Here is an 18564-nt window from a genome sequence, read left to right as displayed (position 1 = left end):
TAATCTAGCCCCGATAGAAGTGGAAATCCTTTTGTGCCAGAGTTTGGTACAAAAGATTGTAACGGATAGCGGGACAAAAGGTGTTTTGAAACGAGTGACTTCTGCTTCAAATAAAACTACTCATAACGCAACGCCTCAATAGGATCCAGTTTAGAAGCTTTGATTGCAGGGTACAATCCAGAAACAATGGCAACCATAAAACTGGTTCCAAAAGCTGCAAAAATAGCCATCCAGGGAATTACAAACGCAAAACTCATTGCAGCTGCAAACGCAAAACCAATTAAAATTCCTAAAACGATTCCGACTAAACCGCCAATTTGTCCAATCAATAAAGTTTCGATAAAAAACTGAACTGAAATAGTAATTTTTGTGGCGCCCAAAGCTTTGCGCACACCAATTTCGCGAGTACGTTCGGTAACGGAAACAATCATAATGTTCATTAAAGCGATTGATGATCCTAAAATGGTGATAATACTGATAATCCAGGAAGCCCAGCCCAGATATTTTGTAATACCAAGAATTCTGTTAATTAAATCATCGCTTCGGCCAATACCAAAATTATTGTCACGAACAGGGTTAAGTTTACGTACCCGGCGCATTGTGCTTGTTGCATTATCAACAGCTTCATCTAAAAGTTCTTTTTTAGAAACCATTACACTCATCGTATAATTGATGTTTGGAGCTGTAAACAAGGAACGCGCCACCTGAATCGGGATTAAAACTCTTAAGTCCTGACTATTTCCAAAAGTAGAACCTTTTTCTTTTAAAACGCCAATAACTTTAAAGCGGGCACCGCGAATCGAAATGATTTTGTCGATTGGATTAACGTCTTTCAATAAACCTTTTTCAAAATCAGAACCTACAACGCAGGAATACGTATTGTTGTCAATATCAAACTGATTAAAGCTTCGGCCTGAATTGATTTCTAAGCCGGAGTTGCCGATAAAATGTTCATCAACGCCTACTATAGTAATTTCCGGATCTGTTTTTTGATCTAAATATTTAACTTCGGCCTTTGAAGTTGCTGTAAATGAAAGGGAAGTTTCTGTAAAAGGATATTTATATTTGTTTTTGAAAGCGACAGCTTCTGGATATGAAATAATAGGATTGATGACCTCACGTTCATTTCCGCCACGGTTTCTAACGGTATTTTCGTATTGATTAATATTGAAAGTATTGGCACCCATTGATGCAAAATTGGTAGAAACGGTATTTTCCAGTGCTGTTACTACGGTTAAAATTCCAACCAAAGCTGTAATTCCGATAGCAATAATCAATACGGTAAGAATGGTTCGGAGCAATTGCGTTTTGATAGAACCAAAAGCAATTCTGATATTTTCTTTAAATAGTTTTAGCATCATGACCAATTTGTCACGAAAATACGTTTTTTGTTACAAGTTTGTTTTCGAAGCTGTATTATTTATTTTAAAAAGTGAGATATTTGCAGGCGATTTAGAATTAAGTCGAAAGTTGGAAAGTCATAAAGTCTTAAAGGCGAAATGTCAAAATCAACAATCAAAAAATCTAGAAATAAAATCAATCTTAAAGGTTTTGTATTTTAGTTTCAAAGAAATCTAAAATCTAAAATCTAAATCTAAAATAAAAAAAATGGCTTCAAAACCAAGTATACCACAAGGAACAAGGGATTTTTCACCGGCAGAGGTGTCAAAACGTCAATATATCATTCAAACCATAAAAGCTAATTTCGAAAAATTTGGTTTTCAGCCGATAGAAACTCCTTCATTTGAAAATTCAGACACTTTAATGGGGAAATATGGTGAAGAGGGTGATCGTTTGATTTTTAAAATATTGAATTCAGGTAATTTTTTCTTTAATAAAAATAAAATTGAATTACCGGAATCTTTAGAAATACTTCAGACTAATTCGGCAGAGACAATCAATCTTGATCAAAGAATTGAGCTTAATAAATTTACAGGAAAAATTTCAGAAAAAGCATTGCGTTATGATCTGACTGTTCCTTTTGCAAGATACGTTGTACAGCACCAAAATGAAATTGAATTTCCTTTTAAAAGATACCAGATTCAGCCGGTCTGGAGGGCAGATCGTCCACAAAAAGGCCGTTTTAGAGAGTTTTTTCAATGTGATGCCGATGTGGTAGGTTCAAAATCATTATGGCAGGAAGTAGAATTGGTGCAATTGTATGATACTGTTTTTACTTCTTTAGGATTGGAAGGTGTGACCATCAAAATCAATAACCGAAAAATATTGTCCGGAATTGCAGAAGTAATTGGGGCATCTGATAAATTGATCGATTTTACAGTAGCTTTAGATAAATTAGATAAAATCGGCGAAGACGGAGTAAAAAAGGAAATGATCGAAAAAGGTATTTCTGAAAATGCCTTGGTAAAAGTACAACCGCTTTTTAGTTTCTCAGGAACTTTTGCTGACAAAATAAATAAGCTTTCTAATTTATTAGCTGAATCAGAAGAAGGTATGAAAGGAGTTGAAGAGTTAAAGTTTATTTGTGACAATGTGGCAACTTTAGGTTTGTCGACTGCGACATTAGACCTTGATGTAACTTTGGCACGTGGACTAAATTATTATACAGGAGCTATTTTTGAAGTTGCAGCGCCAAAAACGGTTTCAATAGGTTCTATCGGAGGTGGCGGAAGATATGACGATTTGACCGGAATTTTCGGTCTGAAAAACATGAGTGGCGTTGGGATTTCTTTTGGACTGGACAGAATCTATCTGGTTTTAGAAGAACTGCAATTATTTCCTGAAACAGTTGCTGCGACATCAAAAGCGCTGTTTGTAAATTATGGAGATAAAGAAGCTTTGTATGCTTCTCAGGCAATTCAGAAATTGAGACGAGAAAATATAAAAGTAGAACTATATCCGGATAATGTAAAAGTTGGAAAACAATTTCAATATGCAGATAAACGTTTGATTCCGTTTGCCGTATTGGTTGGAGATCAGGAAATTACTTCAAATTCTTATGCGTTGAAAAATCTGGTGACAGGGGAGCAGGTTTCTGTAGATTTTGAAGGATTGAAGAATTCTTTGCTTTAAGAGTGAAAAAATATTTTCTCTATGGTTTTGATTTCTAGTCAGATCAGTTTTTATCAGATGAAATCTGCATGAAATAATTGCAGGAAAAGAAAAAAACTGTTTAATTTGCGACCTCAAGTTACGGGCGTAGTTCAAGGGTAGAATAGCGGTCTCCAAAACCGTTGATGGGGGTTCGAATCCCTCCGCCCGTGCGATAAGAATATATCAACGGCAAATAGTTATAAATTATTAGTGAGATTTGTTCTGAAAAGTTAAAGATAAAAGAATAAAAAAAAGCTTCGCCTATTTCAGACGAAGCTTTTTTTAATATAAGGTAAACTTGAATTAATAATTATTTATAAAGCCGAGGCTAAAACCTTAAATTCAACTTTGATAGGTTAATAATACTGATTTGGTTTTCAGGCTCAAATATAAAATAAACTATAACGTAATAGTCTTAAAATTATACTAAATTTTTCTTTAAGAAATTACAGCTTAGAATAATATGAAAATTTTAAAAGTGACAATTTGACATTTTAAAAGATTTGGCAGTACTTTTGCAATCCAACAGAAAGAATAAAAATGAAGTTTAAAAATATTTTTAAAAATAAAAGTAATATGACTACGGAAAATACAGAATTCGATCAGGAATTAGATGATGCAACGATAGAGACTAACGCTAATGGAGAGCAATTAATTGTTGAGGAATTAAGTGTTGAGGAGCAATTGACTCAAGATTTGGCTAAAGAAAAGGACAAATTTTTGAGATTGTTTGCCGAATTTGAAAATTACAAAAAAAGAACTTCAAAAGAACGTATTGATTTATTCAAAACTGCTAACCAGGAAGTTTTGCTGGCCATGCTGCCTGTTTTGGACGATTTTGACAGAGCAGCTGTAGAAATCAACAAATCTGAAGATGAAAATCTGAAAAAAGGTGTTGAATTGATTCATGAAAAACTAAAAAGTACTTTAGTTGGAAAAGGTTTAGAGCAGGTTGAAATTCAGGCTGGAGATGCTTTTAATGCAGATGTTGCTGAGGCGATTACTCAAATTCCGGCGCCATCTGATAAATTAAAAGGAAAAATTGTTGATGTGATTGAAAAAGGATACAAATTAGGAGACAAAATTATTCGCTTTCCTAAAGTTGTTGTTGGAAACTAAAACAGATAATGTTCTGAAACTCAATTTTTAAGTATTGGAATTTGGAATTTATCCCGCATAATTACCGGGATTGGAACTTAACCTAATTATGAAAAAAGATTTTTACGAAATACTAGGCATTTCAAAAAATGCTGATGCTGCCGAAATTAAAAAAGCATATAGAAAAAGTGCATTGAAATATCACCCCGATAAAAATCCGGGAGACAAAGAGGCGGAAGAAAACTTTAAATTGGCAGCAGAAGCTTATGAAGTTTTGAGTGACCCACAGAAAAAAGCGAAGTATGATCAGTACGGACATCAGGCTTTTGATGGTTCAGGCGGATTTGGCGGTGGTCATGGTGGTATGAATATGGATGACATTTTCAGCCAGTTTGGTGATATTTTTGGTGGTGGATTTGGCGGTTTCGGAGGCGGAGGCGGGGGGCCTCGTCGTGCCAAAGGAAGTAATCTTCGAATCAAGGTAAAACTGACTTTGGAAGAAATTGCAAATGGAGTTGAGAAAAAAGTAAAAGTAAAACGTAAAGTTCAGGCCAAAGGTGTTACCTATAAAACCTGTTCAACCTGTAATGGACAAGGTCAGGTAATGCGTGTAACTAACACTATTTTAGGAAGAATGCAATCGGCCTCTACCTGTCCTACATGTGGTGGTTCTGGGCAAATTCTTGATAAAAGACCTTCTGAGGCTGATGCTCAGGGGATGGTTCAGGAAGACGAGACAGTATCAATCAAAATTCCTGCAGGGGTGACCGACGGAATGCAGTTGAAAGTTTCTAACAAAGGAAACGATGCTCCTGGAAATAGCATCCCTGGAGATTTAATTGTTGCCATCGAAGAGATTGAGCACGAATTCTTAAAACGTGAAGGTGAAAATGTACACTACGATTTATACATCAGTTTCCCTGAAGCAGTTTTAGGAGTTTCTAAAGATATAGAAGCAATTAATGGAAAAGTGCGTATCAAACTGGAAGAAGGAATCCAATCCGGAAAAATCTTAAGATTGAAAGGAAAAGGTATTCCAAGCTTAAACGGATACGGAAACGGAGATTTATTAGTTCATGTAAATGTATGGACGCCGAAAACTCTGAACAAGGAGCAAAAGCAATTCTTTGAAAATGCTTTAAACAGTGAACATTTTGTTCCTAATCCTGAAAAATCTGAAAAATCATTTTTTGAGAAAGTAAAAGATATGTTTTCATAATCTGAACTTTATAAAATGTTTGATATTTAAACCCATTTCGTAAAAAGCGGAATGGGTTTTTTGATTAATAGTTCGCAGGTTCAGCCCAAATTATTTACTTTTACAGGCGCAAAGCCACAATAGTCAAATTGACGCAGAAAATTTAAAAAATCGCATGAGCAACTTACTAGAAGTCCATAAAGTCGTAAAACGATACGGTAACTATGTCGCACTTAACGAAGTTTCATTAAATGTACCGAAAGGTAGTATCTATGGATTATTAGGTCCAAATGGAGCCGGAAAAACTTCCCTTATTCGAATCATAAATCAAATTACGTTGCCCGATAGCGGTGAAGTTACCCTGGATGGAGAAAAACTGCAGCCAAAACATGTGCAGACGATAGGCTATCTTCCGGAAGAAAGAGGCTTATACAGTTCAATGAAAGTTGGCGAGCAGTGTTTGTATCTCGCACAAATGAAAGGACTTTCTAAAGCCGAAGCTAAAAAGCAGCTGGATTTTTGGTTTGATCGTTTGGGAATTCAGGGTTGGTGGAACAAGAAGATTCAGGAGCTTTCTAAAGGAATGGCGCAGAAAATTCAGTTTGTGGTATGTGTGCTGCATAAACCTAAATTGTTGATTTTTGATGAGCCATTTTCAGGTTTTGATCCGGTAAATGCCAATATAATTAAAGATGAAATTCTGGCATTGAAAGAGCAGGGTTCAACCATTATATTTTCGACACACCGAATGGAAAGCGTTGAGGAACTGTGTGATCATATTGCCTTAATTCATAAATCGAATAAATTAATAGAAGGAAAGGTAAGTGATGTAAAACGAGAGTTTAAAACCAATAGTTTTGAAGTTGGAATCCTGACCAATAATGTGGAAGGTTTGGTGTATGATATCACTCAGAAGTTTACTGTGTCGCCTGCTAATTTTAAATCTTTAAATGATGATTTGAAATTAAATATTCAAATCGGGAATGCCATGCCAAACGAATTATTACATCTACTGACACAAAGAGGTCAGGTGACACACTTTGTAGAAAATATTCCGAGTGTAAACGATATTTTTATCCAGACGGTAACCTCTTAGATATTTAAGTCATTAGACAACTTAGATTTTAGACTGAATTTAAGAGTCAAATATATTATAATCTAAGAAGTCTAAGAAAGTCTAAAAATCTAACAATCTAAAATAAATGAGTATAATTTCATTAATCATAAAAAGAGAATTTATTGCTAAAGTCCGTAATAAGTCTTTTGTTGTTATGACTTTTTTAAGTCCGCTTTTATTTGTAGCCATAGCAGTTTTTATTGGCTATCTGAGTTCAATGAAAGCTGAAACCAAACGAATTGCAATTCATGACGAAACCGGGATTTTTGCTGCTGATTTTTTAAAAGAAAATAAAAAAGGGACAGAATTTAGATATCTCAATTTATCTGAAATTGATCTAAAAGCTTTAAAAGACAGTATTACAAAAGAAAATTTTAGTGGCTTAATAGTTATCCCTAAAACAAAACATAGCAAAGATTTAGAAAGTAAAATTGAATTTATCTCGAATAACAGTCCAAGTATTTCTTTTGTAGAAAATACACAGGATATTATTGCTTCAAAAATCACAAAACTAAATCTAGAAGAAGCCGAACTGGACACTTTGGCCATTAAGAAAGCACAGTCAAATGTCAATATTCATTTAATTAAAGCTTCTGGAGAAGAAAGCAGAAAAGGATTAAACGAGATAAAAATTGGAATAGGGGGGGCATTCGGTTATCTGATTATGATGTTCATTATCATTTATGGGAACATGGTAATGCGAAGTGTAATCGAAGAGAAGACAAACCGAATTATAGAAATTATTATTTCTTCGGTAAAGCCATTTCAATTGATGATCGGTAAAATTGTAGGAACTTCACTGGCTGGAATTTTACAATTTGTAATTTGGGCTATCATTGGTTTAGGATTAATGTTCGCAGCTTCCGTATTTTTTGGCGTAAATGTAGGGTCGGGTTCTACGCTTCCACCTGTTTTGATGCAATCGATGGGGCATAATTTTTCAGAAATGATGCAGATAGGATTAAGTGAAGCCTGGAATCTGCCAATTGCCAGTATTTTAATTGGTTTTATAATTTATTTTATTGGAGGCTATTTTTTATACAGTTCATTTTACGCAGCTATTGGTGCAGCCGTTGATAATCAGACTGATTCACAGCAATTTTTGTTGCCAATCATAATGCCATTAATCCTAAGCGTTTACATTGGGTTTTTTACAGTTGTAAATGATCCGCACGGAAGTGTTGCGGTAATTTTTTCAATGATTCCGCTTACGTCGCCAATTGTAATGTTAATGAGACTTCCTTTTGGTGTGCCCTGGTGGCAAATCGTAATTTCGGTATCATTATTGTTTGCTACATTTTTCCTTGTTGTGTGGTTCGCTGCAAAAATCTACCGTGTAGGTATTTTAATGTATGGTAAAAAACCAACCTGGAAAGAATTGTATAAATGGCTTAAATATTAACTTTATAGTTACAAAGTTTCAAAGTAACAAAGACACAAAGTTTTCTATGTTACTTTGACCCTCTGTTACTTTGACCCTTAAAAAAGAATGAGTAAAATACTAATTATAGAAGACGAAGCAGCAATCAGAAGAGTTTTGGTAAAAATTTTATCAGAAGAAAATGATTCGTATCAGGTGGATGAAGCTGAGGATGGTGTTGCCGGACTTGAAAAAATAAAAAACAACGACTACGATTTGGTTTTGTGTGATATCAAAATGCCAAAAATGGATGGCGTTGAGGTTTTGGAAGAAGTAAAAAAGGTAAAACCAGAAATTCCGATGGTCATGATTTCCGGTCACGGCGATATGGAAACGGCAATCCAAACGATGCGCTTAGGGGCTTTTGATTATATTTCAAAACCGCCGGACTTGAATCGTTTGCTGAATACGGTTCGTAATGCTCTGGATAAAAAACAATTAGTAGTTGAAAATAAAATACTAAAGAAAAAAGTCAGTAAAAACTACGAAATGATAGGTGAAAGTGAATCAATCAATCACATCAAAGTGATGATTGATAAAGTGGCTCCAACAGAAGCAAGAGTTTTAATTACCGGACCAAACGGAACGGGGAAAGAATTAGTCGCGCATCAGCTACATGAAAAAAGTGAGCGCTCTGGTTTTCCTTTAATTGAAGTAAACTGTGCAGCTATTCCAAGTGAGTTGATCGAAAGTGAATTGTTTGGTCACGTAAAAGGTGCTTTTACATCGGCAGTGAAAGATCGTGCCGGAAAGTTTGAAGCAGCTGACAAAGGAACTATTTTTCTGGATGAAATTGGTGACATGAGTCTTTCGGCTCAGGCCAAAGTTTTGCGTGCACTACAAGAGAGCATGATTACCAGGGTGGGTGCTGATAAAGACATCAAAGTTGATGTTCGTGTCGTTGCGGCAACTAATAAAGACTTAAAAACAGAAATTGCAGAAGGCCGTTTTCGTGAAGATTTATACCATCGTCTGGCAGTGATTTTAATTAAAGTACCTGCATTAAATGACAGACGTGAAGATATTCCAGCCTTGATTAAGCACTTTACAGAAAAGATTGCGTCAGAACAAGGAAACGCCCTGAAAGTATTTTCGGTATCAGCGATAAAATTATTACAGGAATACGACTGGACAGGCAATATTCGTGAACTTCGAAATGTAGTTGAAAGATTGATTATTCTGGGAGGAAGTGAAATTTCTGAAACTGACGTAAAAATGTTTGCAAGCAAATAAAATAATTTAATGATTTGAAAATTGAAAGATTCAATGGTTTAGTTTAAACTGAAAATTTGTCATCTTTTAATTTTTCAATCTTTTAATCATTAAGAATGAAACTAAAAAAAATAAACGAGAAATTACAAGATGCCTTAATTGAAAATGGTTTAAAACAAGCAAATATATTGCAATTGGAAACTTTTTCGACAATTAAAAGCGGTGCTGATTGTATGATTATTTCTCCAGCAGGAACCGGAAAATCGACAACCATTGTATTAAATGTAATTCAGCAGTTGGCAGGTAAGAATGAAGAATCTCCACGTGCTTTAATCATTGTTGAAGACAAAGAAAAAGTTTTGGCAATGGAAGAACTTTTTGAGAAATATGGAAAATATACCAATCTTGAAGTTTACGGAGTTCATGATAAAGGCGACATGGATTACGATAAAAACTATGTGTCTACCGGAATTGATGTTTTAATAGGAACTCCAACAAAACTGAATGATATGTTTAGTACCGCCGGTTACAATGTAAATCGTCTTAAAATGTTTATTCTTGATGATGCTGATCCGATTTTGAAATTGCGTCATGAACCCAAAATAATGCGTATATCAAATAGTATTGCTAAAACACAACGCCTTATTTTTGCAGAAACCCTTACGGAGCGCATTGAAATCTTGGCAGAAAAAATGCTGTTGGAGCCTTATTTCTTCGATATGGATGAAGAGAATGAGGAGGATTTAGATGAGGAAGAGGATCAAATAGAAGAAGAATAGTTTTACGATAGCTGTGGAAATAATAAAAACAATTAAATTTTTAATGATTGTACTTTTGGCGTTTTTCGTTGTGATTTATTTGATTATTGTTTCTTACATATATTTTAATCAGACTGGAATGATTTTCCAAAATGCAGCTCTTCCGAAAGAGTATCAGTTTGAATATCAGAGCGAATTTGAAGAGTTAAATATTAAGTCGTTTGACGGTGTAAATCTTCATGGACTTTTATTTAAAGCAGAACATTCTAAAGGTTTGGTTTTTTATCTTCATGGAAATGCCGGGACGCTTGAAACCTGGGGCAGTATTTCTAAAATTTATACTTCATTAGGATATGATATTTTTATTTTGGATTATCGAAGTTTTGGAAAAAGCCAGGGCGAGATACAAAATGAAGATCAATTAAATAAGGATGTCGCAACGGTTTATAAAGCAATGCAACAAAGATATTCAGAAGATAAAATTGTCATTGCAGGTTATTCCATAGGCTCAGGCTTAGCTGCAATTTTGGCTTCAGAAAACAAATCAAAAGCCTTAATTCTGCAATCTCCTTATTATAGTTTTACAGAATTATCAAGCAGCAGAGTTCCGTTTTTTCCTAATTTCATGAAAAAGTTTCACTTAGAAACTTTTAGATATTTACCAAAAGTAAAAGCGCCGGTTTATATTTTTCACGGAACTGACGATCAATTGATTTCTTTTGATAATTCTTTTCGGCTAAAGAACCTTTTAAAATCCAAAGCCAATTTTTATCCTTTGGAAAATCAGGGACATGTGGGTGTAAATGAGAATGATGATTTTCAAAATCAGCTAAAAATAATTTTGCAATAAAGAAAAATAATAATAAAATAAATGTCATGGGATTAATGAAAGCGTTTTCAGGAAGTGAAGTGTTAGCCATTGCTTTGCAGGAAAGATTAGAAGCAGCTGGTGTAGAAACGGTAAAAAAAGACAATATTCAATCAGCGCGTTTGGGTGGTTTTGGAGGAGCAGATCTGGCTGTTGAAATTTTTATTCAGGAAACAGATTTTGCAAAAGCAAATCCGGTTATTGAGGAATTTAGAATGAGTATTTAAATTGTTTTTTAGTCCCTGGTACTTAGTACTTACCAACTAAGTGCAAAATAAGACTGGGGACTAAGTACCAGGGACTAAAACTAAGAAAAAATGCAATATAAAATGTTAGTGCTCGACATGGATGATACCTTGTTGACAGATGATCATAAAATTTCGGAATTAAATAAAAAAGTACTTCTTGAAGCTCAGGCAAAAGGCGTTTATGTGGTTTTGGCTTCTGGCCGTCCAACATCTGCGATGACAGCTTTCGCTAAAGAATTGGAGCTGGACTTGAACGATTCATACATTATCTCGTTTAATGGTGCTGTAATCAGTACAGTAAAAGACGATCTTGTCTTATTTGAGCAATGTTTAACACCGGAACAAATTCATGATTTATACGATTACAGTGTAAAAATGAAGACGCATATCATAACATATCTGGATGGTGAGATTATAAGTGAAACCGATTCTGAATATATCGAAATTGAAAAAGAGATTACTGGATTGCCACATAATAAAGTTTCTGATTTCAAAGCAGCAGTTACGAAGCCAGCGGTAAAATGTATCTTGCTCGAAGAGCCTTCGTATTTGAAAGAAGTTGAGCACGACTTAAAGGCTGCAATGCCACATCTGAGTGTTGCCATGTCAAAACCATTTTTTCTGGAAACAGCCCAATACGGAATTGATAAAGCAGCAAGCATAAAAATATTGGCAGAGAAATTGAATATTCATCAAAGCGAAATTATTGCTGTTGGGAATGCAGGAAATGACCTTACAATGATCGAATATGCCGGTCTGGGAGTTTGGGTTGATAATGTAACGCCAGAATTGCGTGACCGGGCAAATGTAATTGTAGCATCGAATAATGATGATGGTGTTGCTGAGGTTGTTCAGCGTTATATATTGATCTAAATTATAACTTTTAAGTAATAAAAAATCCCAATTTTAAATTTAAAATTGGGATTTATATTTTTAGAATTCTTTAGAAGTATTATTTTTTAGCTACAGAAACAAAATACTTATTTCCATCACCCATAGTTAATTTTACGCGTTCATCGCAAAGATCGATTGCAAAATTATCACTTTCATAACAGCTACATGTTGTGTTTTTGTCTTTAGACATTTCGGTTTTACAGTTGTTATTTTTAAATGTTGCTAATTGCGGAGTGTATAAACTTACCAAATCAGTAGAAGCGGTAACAAGAGAAATAATACTTGCAGAATTAGTATTAGTAATTCTGTAAACGATTCTGTCAGTATAATTAACTTCATTAACAACTACCTTTCTTATATAAGTATAAGCAGTAGATCCATCTCCCGGTTCTTTTACTTCAAATTTAAATCCGACAGCACGAATAGCAATGTCAAATTTTTGTTGAGAGTTAAAACTGGCCCACGTCGTAAGTGTGCTGATTGTTGGAAACGGATTTGAATTTGCAGCAGGAGCATTTGTTTGTGCCTGTACACTAAAAATAGTTAAGAACATTAAGCAGATTGTGGGGAAAAATGCTTTCATATAGTTTTATAAGTTTAAAAATTTGCCTACTCTAATTTGGTTTTCGGCTTTCCCATTGTCTGTTTGAAAATTTTAAAACGTCGTAAATCGAATAATCTTATGTTCAGATTTAAATTTTTTTATCAAATTTTTTTTATCAAATTTCGCTTTGTGAATTTAGGTTTAATATTAATGTCAGCAAAGAAAAATGTAAGAAAAAAATAAATTTATAACTAATTTTGTGTATTTAGTCGGATTTATTTGCTTTTTGTCGATTTTTTCTTTCAATTTTAATTTCTTCAGCTTAAAACCTCACTTCAAAAAATAACGTTAATTTGAACGCTAACTAATTTTTATTCTATCTCTTAATTTAATAAATAAATAGCTGTTCGATTCAATATGTTGATTTATAATCTATTATTGATTTTCTTTTAAAGAAATTTGTGTGTAAATTTGCAAACTCTTCAATTGAAGATGTAAATATAATAATCTTACTACTTAAAACGTAGTGTATTCCTATGGAAAATAGAAAAAAAGTTGCTTTTTATACGCTTGGATGTAAACTGAATTTTTCAGAAACATCTACAATTGCCAGAAATTTTAATGATGAAGGTTTTGACCGGGTAGATTTTGAAGAAGTTGCAGATATATATGTTATTAACACATGTTCTGTAACAGAAAATGCCGATAAGCAATTTAAGCAGGTGGTAAAAAAGGCAATGAAACTTAATGATAAGGCCTTTGTTGCTGCTGTAGGCTGTTATGCCCAATTGAAGCCGGAGGAATTAGCAGCAGTAGATGGTGTCGATTTAGTTTTGGGTGCTACTGAAAAATTTAAAATTACCGATTATATTCATGACTTGAGCAAAAACGACATGGGTGAGGTTCATTCATGCGAGATTGCTGAAGCCGATTTTTATGTTGGAAGTTATTCAATTGGTGACAGAACCCGCGCTTTTTTGAAGGTCCAGGATGGTTGTGATTATAAATGTACCTATTGTACGATTCCTTTAGCCCGCGGAATTTCAAGAAGTGACGCTTTAGAGAATGTATTGCAGAATGCAAAAGAAATTTCTGCTCAGGACATTAAAGAAATTGTTTTGACCGGAGTTAATATTGGTGATTACGGAAAGGGAGAGTTCGGAAATAAAAAACATGAGCATACTTTCTTAGATTTAGTGCAGGCTTTAGATAAAGTGGAAGGAATCGAACGTTTACGAATTTCATCAATCGAGCCTAATTTATTGAAAAATGAAACCATCGAATTCGTTTCAAAAAGCCGCACTTTTGTACCGCATTTTCATATTCCCCTACAGTCCGGAAGTAATGATATTTTAAAATTAATGAAACGCCGTTATTTGCGTGAGGTATATACAGACCGTGTAAACAAAATTCGTGAAGTGATGCCGCATGCCTGTATTGGTGTTGATGTAATTGTTGGTTTTCCAGGTGAAACAGATGAGCATTTCTTAGAAACATATCATTTTCTGAATGAAATGGATATTTCGTACTTACACGTTTTTACTTATTCTGAAAGAGATAATACCGAAGCTGCTGATATGCCGGGCGCTGTTCCTGCTAATGTAAGAGCGAAACGAAGTAAAATGCTGCGTGGATTATCGGTTAAAAAACGCCGTGCTTTTTATGAAAGCCAGTTAGGATCTAAAAGAACAGTTTTATTCGAAAGTGAAAACAAAGAAGGCTACATTCATGGCTTTACAGAAAACTATGTAAAAGTGAAAACACCGTGGAATCCGGAATTGGTGAATACTTTACAAGAAATCAATCTGACTAAAATTGATGAAGACGGAAGTGTTCGTCTGGAGTTTTTAAACAAACTGGCAGAAGCATAATTTTAAAGATAGTCTACAATATTGACAAAAAAACAACAAGCCCTTCAAAAGAAATTGAAGGGCTTGTTGTTTTTTTAGGAGTTATTATTGCTTGTTTTCTTCTGAAACCAATTTCAAAGAATTGATATAATCTGAATCAAATTCGATTACTCTTATTTTATCAGGATTAAAACTCAGTTCGCCGCCAAAAGCACCTCGAATGTCTAAGAAGTCAATGGTTAAGATTTCTTCATTTACTTCAATGAGTTTTCCTAAATAAACTGATTTGGGTGATTTTTTTACAATCTGAAAAATACCGTATTTGTTACTGATATAATTTAAGATTGTACCTAAATCCTTAATTGGAATAATATCTTCGGCATTTGTTTTTAAACCTTTCAGGCGAATCACCTTTTCGTTGAATGCCAGTTCTTCATCTCTTTCGATTGCCTCTATGTTTTTGTTTTTTAAAATTACAAAACCATCAAGTATAAAATCGATTGGATTGTTTTTAAGTAAAATCCAGTCATCTGAATAATCAATTAAAAAACCAGTAAAGATTTCTTTTTTATCTGTAAATGCAATTGAAACCAATTGTCTTAAATATTGTTCCATCATATTGTTTTTAAAAATTCCCATACTAAAACTCCAAATCTCAATTTTTTACATCATCTGGAATTTGGAATTTAATTTTTGAGATTTAATGTTTAAGGATTAGTAGACCAGATACTGCTGTTTTTTATAAACACCCTGCGGTTTAGTTTCAGCTGTGCAATTATCAGTTCAGCAAGATCTTCTGACTGCATAACTTTTTCAGGATTGCCATCTGTTAATTTTAAATCGATTGCCAGGTCGGTTGCGACAGTACTTGGTGTTAAGGCTGTAACACGAATATTGTGCTTTCTGAGTTCCTGCATCAGAGAATCCGTTAAACCCAGAACAGCAAATTTTGAGGCACTATAGGCACTCGTTAAGGCATTTCCGTTTAATCCGGCTGTTGATGAAATATTGATGATGTCACCGGTTTGTCTTTCAATCATATTGGGCAAAACAGCGCGGGTAGTATAATAGGTACCCATTAGGTTTACCTGAATAATTTTTTCCCACTCGGCAGGTTCTAATTCCAAAAAATTTCCAAAAGAAGCAATTCCGGCATTGTTGATTAAAATATCAATAGTTTTAAATTCGGCCAAAGCTTTTTCTACTGCTTTGTTTACGGAATTAATGTCTGCAACATCTGCGGTTAATGCTAATGACTTAACCCCGAAATTTTCAATTTTTACGGCTAATTGTTCAACGTCTAACTGGGTTCTTGAAATTAGGATTACGTTTACACCTTCTTTTGCAAGGGCAATTGCAATCGCTTTTCCAATTCCTTTACCGGCTCCTGTGATCAGGGCATTTTTATTTTTTAAGTTTGTCATGAGTGTCGTTTTTAGAAATGCAGAAGCATCTGTTCAGTACTACAAAAATACAGTTTTTGCTTACCAAAAAGATGCTTTTTTATTTTCTTAATCTAAGTTTAACAGCTTTTGTTTATTCTTTCAAAACCATGTCAATACACATTACGGCTGCCAGAATTAATTGTCTGAGCGGAGAATCAGCAGCTACTGTTTCTTCAATTTGCAATATATAATTATCAGCGCTGGTAAAAAACTCTTTACCCATTCCGGCCCATTTTTTACTTACCTGTGCAAGCTGTTTGTTTTCATATGTGAATTTAAAATCCCAGCCTGTCCATTTTCCTTGTAAGGTACAAACCGGTTTTTCATTTTTATCCAGTATTTCAAATCTTCCTCCAAACGAAAAGAACTTTTGTTTGAAAGTCCCAACCAAACGATCTTTTTCGTCAAAAACTTCAACAGTAGAACGAAAAATTGCAATGCCGCGTTTTACTGAAATTAATTTTTCACCAGATGCGGTTGTGATTTCTACATTAAATGGCGTCATTCGCTTATAATCTGTAAAGCGCAATATTTTAGTAAAAAAGCCCAGATTGTTTTCACGACAATTCATAATGATCTGGTTGTTTTCCGGATTATAAATATCATAATTGTTTGACGCTTTAAACATTCCGATATGTTCTTTTACAAGGAATAAATTCTGATTTAAAATTGGGTTCATGAAATTGTTTGAAATTAATTTGTATGTTTTTTAATTATTCTAATAAAAATTTAACCTGAACTGAACTTGAAACCTTGATTTTTTCAAATTCAATGTTGCTCTCATAATTTGGGCTCCTATTCCCATATATTTTTGAAGAGTACCCTCTTACTACAACTTCATTTAATTGTCCGGTAAATTGATTTGGCATGATTTCAAAGTTACTTATTTGAATAGCATTTCCAATTTTTTGATTTAAAGGTTTTACAAAACTTTGAGCAGTCTGTTTTGCATTTAATATTGCCTTGCCGTTTATTAAAAGCTTAATCTTCTCTTCTTCTGTATTTTCTACTTTTTCAATTCGAACATTTGAAATTCCAATTTCTTCTAATCCTATAAAAACTTTTGCGGTTGTATTAGTATCACTAACCAAAATAGAATATGATTTTGATTTGAAAATATCAGTTTGTTTCAGAATATAATTCTTAAAATTACTGGACATATAATTGAGACTAAGATTTTTTTCTGTATTGATGCCAATTGATTCTAACTTCTGAATCATTTCTTTTTCCATTTCTTCTACAGATTTTTTGCCTTTAAAATCTTTTTCCATCAAAAGTACATTTATCCATATTTTATTTGGTATTATCAACGTGTCTGCCTTGCCGGAAGTTTCAATAAAAAGTTTGTCAATCGAATTATTGCTTTGGGAAAATGAATGGATTGAAAGAAGCATAAAAAGTGTTAAAAGTGTTTTCATATGATGAAATTTTAATGATTAATATTTTGTCATAGGTGTTTTTTGTTCCTTACAACTATCCTTTAATAGTTATAATTACAACTCCGTTGATAGCCTTGTTTCCGTAAATTGAAGTTGCATCTTGACCTTTTAACACTTTTACTCCTTTAATATCACTTGGATTTAGTTTAGAAAATTGACTGGAGTTGATGATTTCGCCATCTAAAATATAAATAGGTTCTTTGGTTGCAGAGATGGAAGATGCACAGCTTCTAATTAGAGGAGCCCGGACTGTTGCCTGGGCAAAATTTGATGAAACTTTTACATTCGGAATTGTGTCCTTTGGTTTGGCAAAAGTTACAGGTGCCATTTCTTTTTCTTCAGAACTGTTTTCTTTCCCGGTAACGGTTTTTTCCTGTGCTTTTAATACGAAAGAAATAAGCATAGAAAGGGCTAATGAAATAAGTTTTACGTTTTTCATGCAAGTAAATTTAAAATTTAGAAAGAGTTTTTGGTTATTTCTTCAGAGCCGGTTTTCCGGTTTTAGTAGTAATAATAACAACTCCTTTTTTGCCTTTTTCGCCATACTTTGAAGTGGCTTCCAGATCCTGAAGAATGGTAATGGTTTTAATTTCCTGTTTGTTTAAAGGGGCATAAGGACTTGTTGGGTTTGTGCTAAATAGATCATTTTCCGAATAATAGATTCCGTCAATAATGTATAACGGTTCATCTAAAATAACCAGTGATTCTACATTTTCCGGACTCATATTTGGCAATTCATCCTGCATCATTTTATCTCTTTTTGCGTCATTGCTGTGAGAAATTGCATTTCCGTTCAGTACGATTAAAGGGGCTGCTTTTTTAGCCTTTTCCTCTTGTTTATCGGCAAAGGCAACTTTTGCAGATTCTCTTTCTTTAAATTTTGAAGAATAACCTATTTTCTCATTGTTTTCTTTATTAGAAATTATGTTATTGTCTTCTTCGGAATATTCTTCTTTAGCAGGCGCTGCTACAATAGCCTCAGGCGCCATAGCTGAAACAACAACTGGTTCGGCAAATTGAGTATTTGATGCAGTTCCTGTGGTTTCCTGAAAAGCCACATTTTCCTTGTTTTTTTTCTGATTTTCCAAAATTTCAACCGCTTCTTCTTTAGAAATTGATTCGTAATTTGCGTCTGAATTAGCTTTTTGAGATTTTTTATTCTCCTGAATAACCACTTTTGGAATCTCATTTACAGCAGCTTTGTTAGTTTTTAAAAATTGAAATCCCAGAGAAATTAATAACAGAAAGGAAGCTGCAGCTGCAATTTTTTTCCATAACGAAAGACTTTTTTTAGCTTCTTTTTTGTCCAGTTTATCTTCAACCCGCGACCAGATTTTTTCCATTCCCGGAAAATCTTTTTGTTCCGAGTTGTGCGCAGCTTCTTTAAATTTATCGAATATTTTATCCTGATTGTCCATG

At 33.9% G+C, this 18564-nt stretch carries 19 protein-coding genes and 1 tRNA gene; 12 read left to right on the top strand and 8 right to left on the bottom strand.

What is annotated here, in order from left to right; translation table 11 throughout:
- Positions 1–116 precede the first annotated feature (116 nt).
- Complete coding sequence (locus GXM16_RS11260; protein ID WP_163394503.1) at positions 117–1361, bottom strand: ABC transporter permease; 1245 nt, start codon at positions 1359–1361, stop codon at positions 117–119.
- A gap of 247 nt (positions 1362–1608) precedes the next feature.
- On the opposite strand from GXM16_RS11260, the gene hisS reads away from it, so the two are divergent.
- The 11 genes from hisS (at position 1609) to GXM16_RS11205 (ending at position 11846) form a co-directional block, all read left to right on the top strand.
- Positions 1609–3033 (top strand): histidine--tRNA ligase, encoded by a 1425-nt coding sequence (gene hisS, locus GXM16_RS11255; protein WP_163394502.1) that lies wholly within the window; start codon positions 1609–1611, stop codon positions 3031–3033.
- Between the two features lie 120 nt (positions 3034–3153).
- Positions 3154–3224: transfer RNA gene (locus GXM16_RS11250), tRNA-Trp, on the top strand.
- A gap of 370 nt (positions 3225–3594) precedes the next feature.
- Entirely contained in the window at positions 3595–4173 is a 579-nt protein-coding gene (locus tag GXM16_RS11245; protein WP_163394500.1) for a nucleotide exchange factor GrpE, read from the top strand.
- A gap of 88 nt (positions 4174–4261) precedes the next feature.
- Positions 4262–5371 carry a molecular chaperone DnaJ gene (gene dnaJ, locus GXM16_RS11240; protein ID WP_163394498.1) on the top strand — a complete coding sequence of 370 codons (1110 nt, stop codon included), beginning with the start codon at positions 4262–4264 and terminating at the stop codon, positions 5369–5371.
- Positions 5372–5525: 154 nt separating this feature from the next.
- Positions 5526–6446 carry an ABC transporter ATP-binding protein gene (locus tag GXM16_RS11235; protein ID WP_163394496.1) on the top strand — a complete coding sequence of 307 codons (921 nt, stop codon included), beginning with the start codon at positions 5526–5528 and terminating at the stop codon, positions 6444–6446.
- Between the two features lie 106 nt (positions 6447–6552).
- Positions 6553–7869, top strand: a complete 1317-nt coding sequence (locus tag GXM16_RS11230) for an ABC transporter permease (RefSeq protein ID WP_163394494.1) — start codon at positions 6553–6555, stop codon at positions 7867–7869.
- A gap of 87 nt (positions 7870–7956) precedes the next feature.
- Positions 7957–9120: a sigma-54-dependent transcriptional regulator gene (locus tag GXM16_RS11225; protein WP_163394493.1), complete on the top strand. Its 1164-nt coding sequence runs from the start codon at positions 7957–7959 to the stop codon at positions 9118–9120.
- A gap of 95 nt (positions 9121–9215) precedes the next feature.
- Positions 9216–9878, top strand: coding sequence for a DEAD/DEAH box helicase (locus GXM16_RS11220; protein WP_163394491.1), 663 nt, complete (start codon positions 9216–9218; stop codon positions 9876–9878).
- 118 nt (positions 9879–9996) lie between these two features.
- Positions 9997–10707: an alpha/beta hydrolase gene (locus GXM16_RS11215; protein ID WP_229684329.1), complete on the top strand. Its 711-nt coding sequence runs from the start codon at positions 9997–9999 to the stop codon at positions 10705–10707.
- A 26-nt stretch (positions 10708–10733) separates the two neighbouring features.
- Positions 10734–10952, top strand: coding sequence for a putative signal transducing protein (locus tag GXM16_RS11210; RefSeq protein WP_163394478.1), 219 nt, complete (start codon positions 10734–10736; stop codon positions 10950–10952).
- 90 nt (positions 10953–11042) lie between these two features.
- Positions 11043–11846: a Cof-type HAD-IIB family hydrolase gene (locus GXM16_RS11205; protein ID WP_163394477.1), complete on the top strand. Its 804-nt coding sequence runs from the start codon at positions 11043–11045 to the stop codon at positions 11844–11846.
- Positions 11847–11925: 79 nt separating this feature from the next.
- Here GXM16_RS11205 and GXM16_RS11200 read toward each other — a convergent pair whose 3' ends face one another.
- Entirely contained in the window at positions 11926–12450 is a 525-nt protein-coding gene (locus GXM16_RS11200) for a hypothetical protein (RefSeq protein ID WP_163394475.1), read from the bottom strand.
- 497 nt (positions 12451–12947) lie between these two features.
- Here GXM16_RS11200 and mtaB point away from each other — a divergent pair, with 497 nt between their 5' ends.
- Positions 12948–14282 (top strand): tRNA (N(6)-L-threonylcarbamoyladenosine(37)-C(2))-methylthiotransferase MtaB, encoded by a 1335-nt coding sequence (gene mtaB, locus GXM16_RS11195; protein WP_163394472.1) that lies wholly within the window; start codon positions 12948–12950, stop codon positions 14280–14282.
- Positions 14283–14366: 84 nt separating this feature from the next.
- Here the strand turns inward: mtaB and GXM16_RS11190 are convergent, their stop codons facing one another.
- The 6 genes from GXM16_RS11190 to GXM16_RS11165 form a co-directional block, all read right to left on the bottom strand.
- Positions 14367–14876 carry a hypothetical protein gene (locus GXM16_RS11190; protein WP_163394470.1) on the bottom strand — a complete coding sequence of 170 codons (510 nt, stop codon included), beginning with the start codon at positions 14874–14876 and terminating at the stop codon, positions 14367–14369.
- Between the two features lie 92 nt (positions 14877–14968).
- Positions 14969–15685 carry a 3-ketoacyl-ACP reductase gene (locus tag GXM16_RS11185; RefSeq protein WP_163394468.1) on the bottom strand — a complete coding sequence of 239 codons (717 nt, stop codon included), beginning with the start codon at positions 15683–15685 and terminating at the stop codon, positions 14969–14971.
- A 112-nt stretch (positions 15686–15797) separates the two neighbouring features.
- The gene (locus GXM16_RS11180) at positions 15798–16385 is read right to left on the bottom strand and encodes an LURP-one-related/scramblase family protein (protein WP_163394466.1); all 588 of its coding nucleotides are present in this window, start codon (positions 16383–16385) and stop codon (positions 15798–15800) included.
- A gap of 34 nt (positions 16386–16419) precedes the next feature.
- Entirely contained in the window at positions 16420–17124 is a 705-nt protein-coding gene (locus GXM16_RS11175) for an SIMPL domain-containing protein (protein WP_163394464.1), read from the bottom strand.
- A 55-nt stretch (positions 17125–17179) separates the two neighbouring features.
- The gene (locus GXM16_RS11170) at positions 17180–17584 is read right to left on the bottom strand and encodes a TonB-dependent receptor plug domain-containing protein (protein ID WP_163394462.1); all 405 of its coding nucleotides are present in this window, start codon (positions 17582–17584) and stop codon (positions 17180–17182) included.
- Positions 17585–17618: 34 nt separating this feature from the next.
- Positions 17619–18563, bottom strand: a complete 945-nt coding sequence (locus GXM16_RS11165; RefSeq protein ID WP_163394461.1) for a hypothetical protein — start codon at positions 18561–18563, stop codon at positions 17619–17621.
- Position 18564 lies beyond the last annotated feature (1 nt).

Origin of the sequence: Flavobacterium limi (assembly GCF_010645075.1) — a bacterium.
In the GTDB taxonomy this organism is placed as follows: Bacteria; Bacteroidota; Bacteroidia; order Flavobacteriales; family Flavobacteriaceae; genus Flavobacterium; species Flavobacterium limi.
The sequence above is the reverse complement of the archived record's forward strand: the minus strand, read 5'-3'. Positions and strand labels throughout refer to the sequence as shown.

Coding starts and splice junctions, on each gene's coding strand:
- GXM16_RS11235 (WP_163394496.1), top strand. CDS start 5,526: ATGAGCAACTTACTAGAAGTCCATAAAGTCGTAAAACGATACGGTAAC.
- GXM16_RS11180 (WP_163394466.1), bottom strand. CDS start 16,385: ATGAACCCAATTTTAAATCAGAATTTATTCCTTGTAAAAGAACATATC.
- dnaJ (WP_163394498.1), top strand. CDS start 4,262: ATGAAAAAAGATTTTTACGAAATACTAGGCATTTCAAAAAATGCTGAT.
- GXM16_RS11230 (WP_163394494.1), top strand. CDS start 6,553: ATGAGTATAATTTCATTAATCATAAAAAGAGAATTTATTGCTAAAGTC.
- GXM16_RS11225 (WP_163394493.1), top strand. CDS start 7,957: ATGAGTAAAATACTAATTATAGAAGACGAAGCAGCAATCAGAAGAGTT.
- GXM16_RS11245 (WP_163394500.1), top strand. CDS start 3,595: ATGAAGTTTAAAAATATTTTTAAAAATAAAAGTAATATGACTACGGAA.
- GXM16_RS11185 (WP_163394468.1), bottom strand. CDS start 15,685: ATGACAAACTTAAAAAATAAAAATGCCCTGATCACAGGAGCCGGTAAA.
- hisS (WP_163394502.1), top strand. CDS start 1,609: ATGGCTTCAAAACCAAGTATACCACAAGGAACAAGGGATTTTTCACCG.
- GXM16_RS11165 (WP_163394461.1), bottom strand. CDS start 18,563: ATGGACAATCAGGATAAAATATTCGATAAATTTAAAGAAGCTGCGCAC.
- GXM16_RS11170 (WP_163394462.1), bottom strand. CDS start 17,584: ATGAAAAACGTAAAACTTATTTCATTAGCCCTTTCTATGCTTATTTCT.
- GXM16_RS11175 (WP_163394464.1), bottom strand. CDS start 17,124: ATGAAAACACTTTTAACACTTTTTATGCTTCTTTCAATCCATTCATTT.
- GXM16_RS11205 (WP_163394477.1), top strand. CDS start 11,043: ATGCAATATAAAATGTTAGTGCTCGACATGGATGATACCTTGTTGACA.
- GXM16_RS11220 (WP_163394491.1), top strand. CDS start 9,216: ATGAAACTAAAAAAAATAAACGAGAAATTACAAGATGCCTTAATTGAA.
- GXM16_RS11190 (WP_163394470.1), bottom strand. CDS start 14,876: ATGGAACAATATTTAAGACAATTGGTTTCAATTGCATTTACAGATAAA.
- mtaB (WP_163394472.1), top strand. CDS start 12,948: ATGGAAAATAGAAAAAAAGTTGCTTTTTATACGCTTGGATGTAAACTG.
- GXM16_RS11215 (WP_229684329.1), top strand. CDS start 9,997: ATGATTTTCCAAAATGCAGCTCTTCCGAAAGAGTATCAGTTTGAATAT.
- GXM16_RS11260 (WP_163394503.1), bottom strand. CDS start 1,361: ATGATGCTAAAACTATTTAAAGAAAATATCAGAATTGCTTTTGGTTCT.
- GXM16_RS11210 (WP_163394478.1), top strand. CDS start 10,734: ATGGGATTAATGAAAGCGTTTTCAGGAAGTGAAGTGTTAGCCATTGCT.
- GXM16_RS11200 (WP_163394475.1), bottom strand. CDS start 12,450: ATGAAAGCATTTTTCCCCACAATCTGCTTAATGTTCTTAACTATTTTT.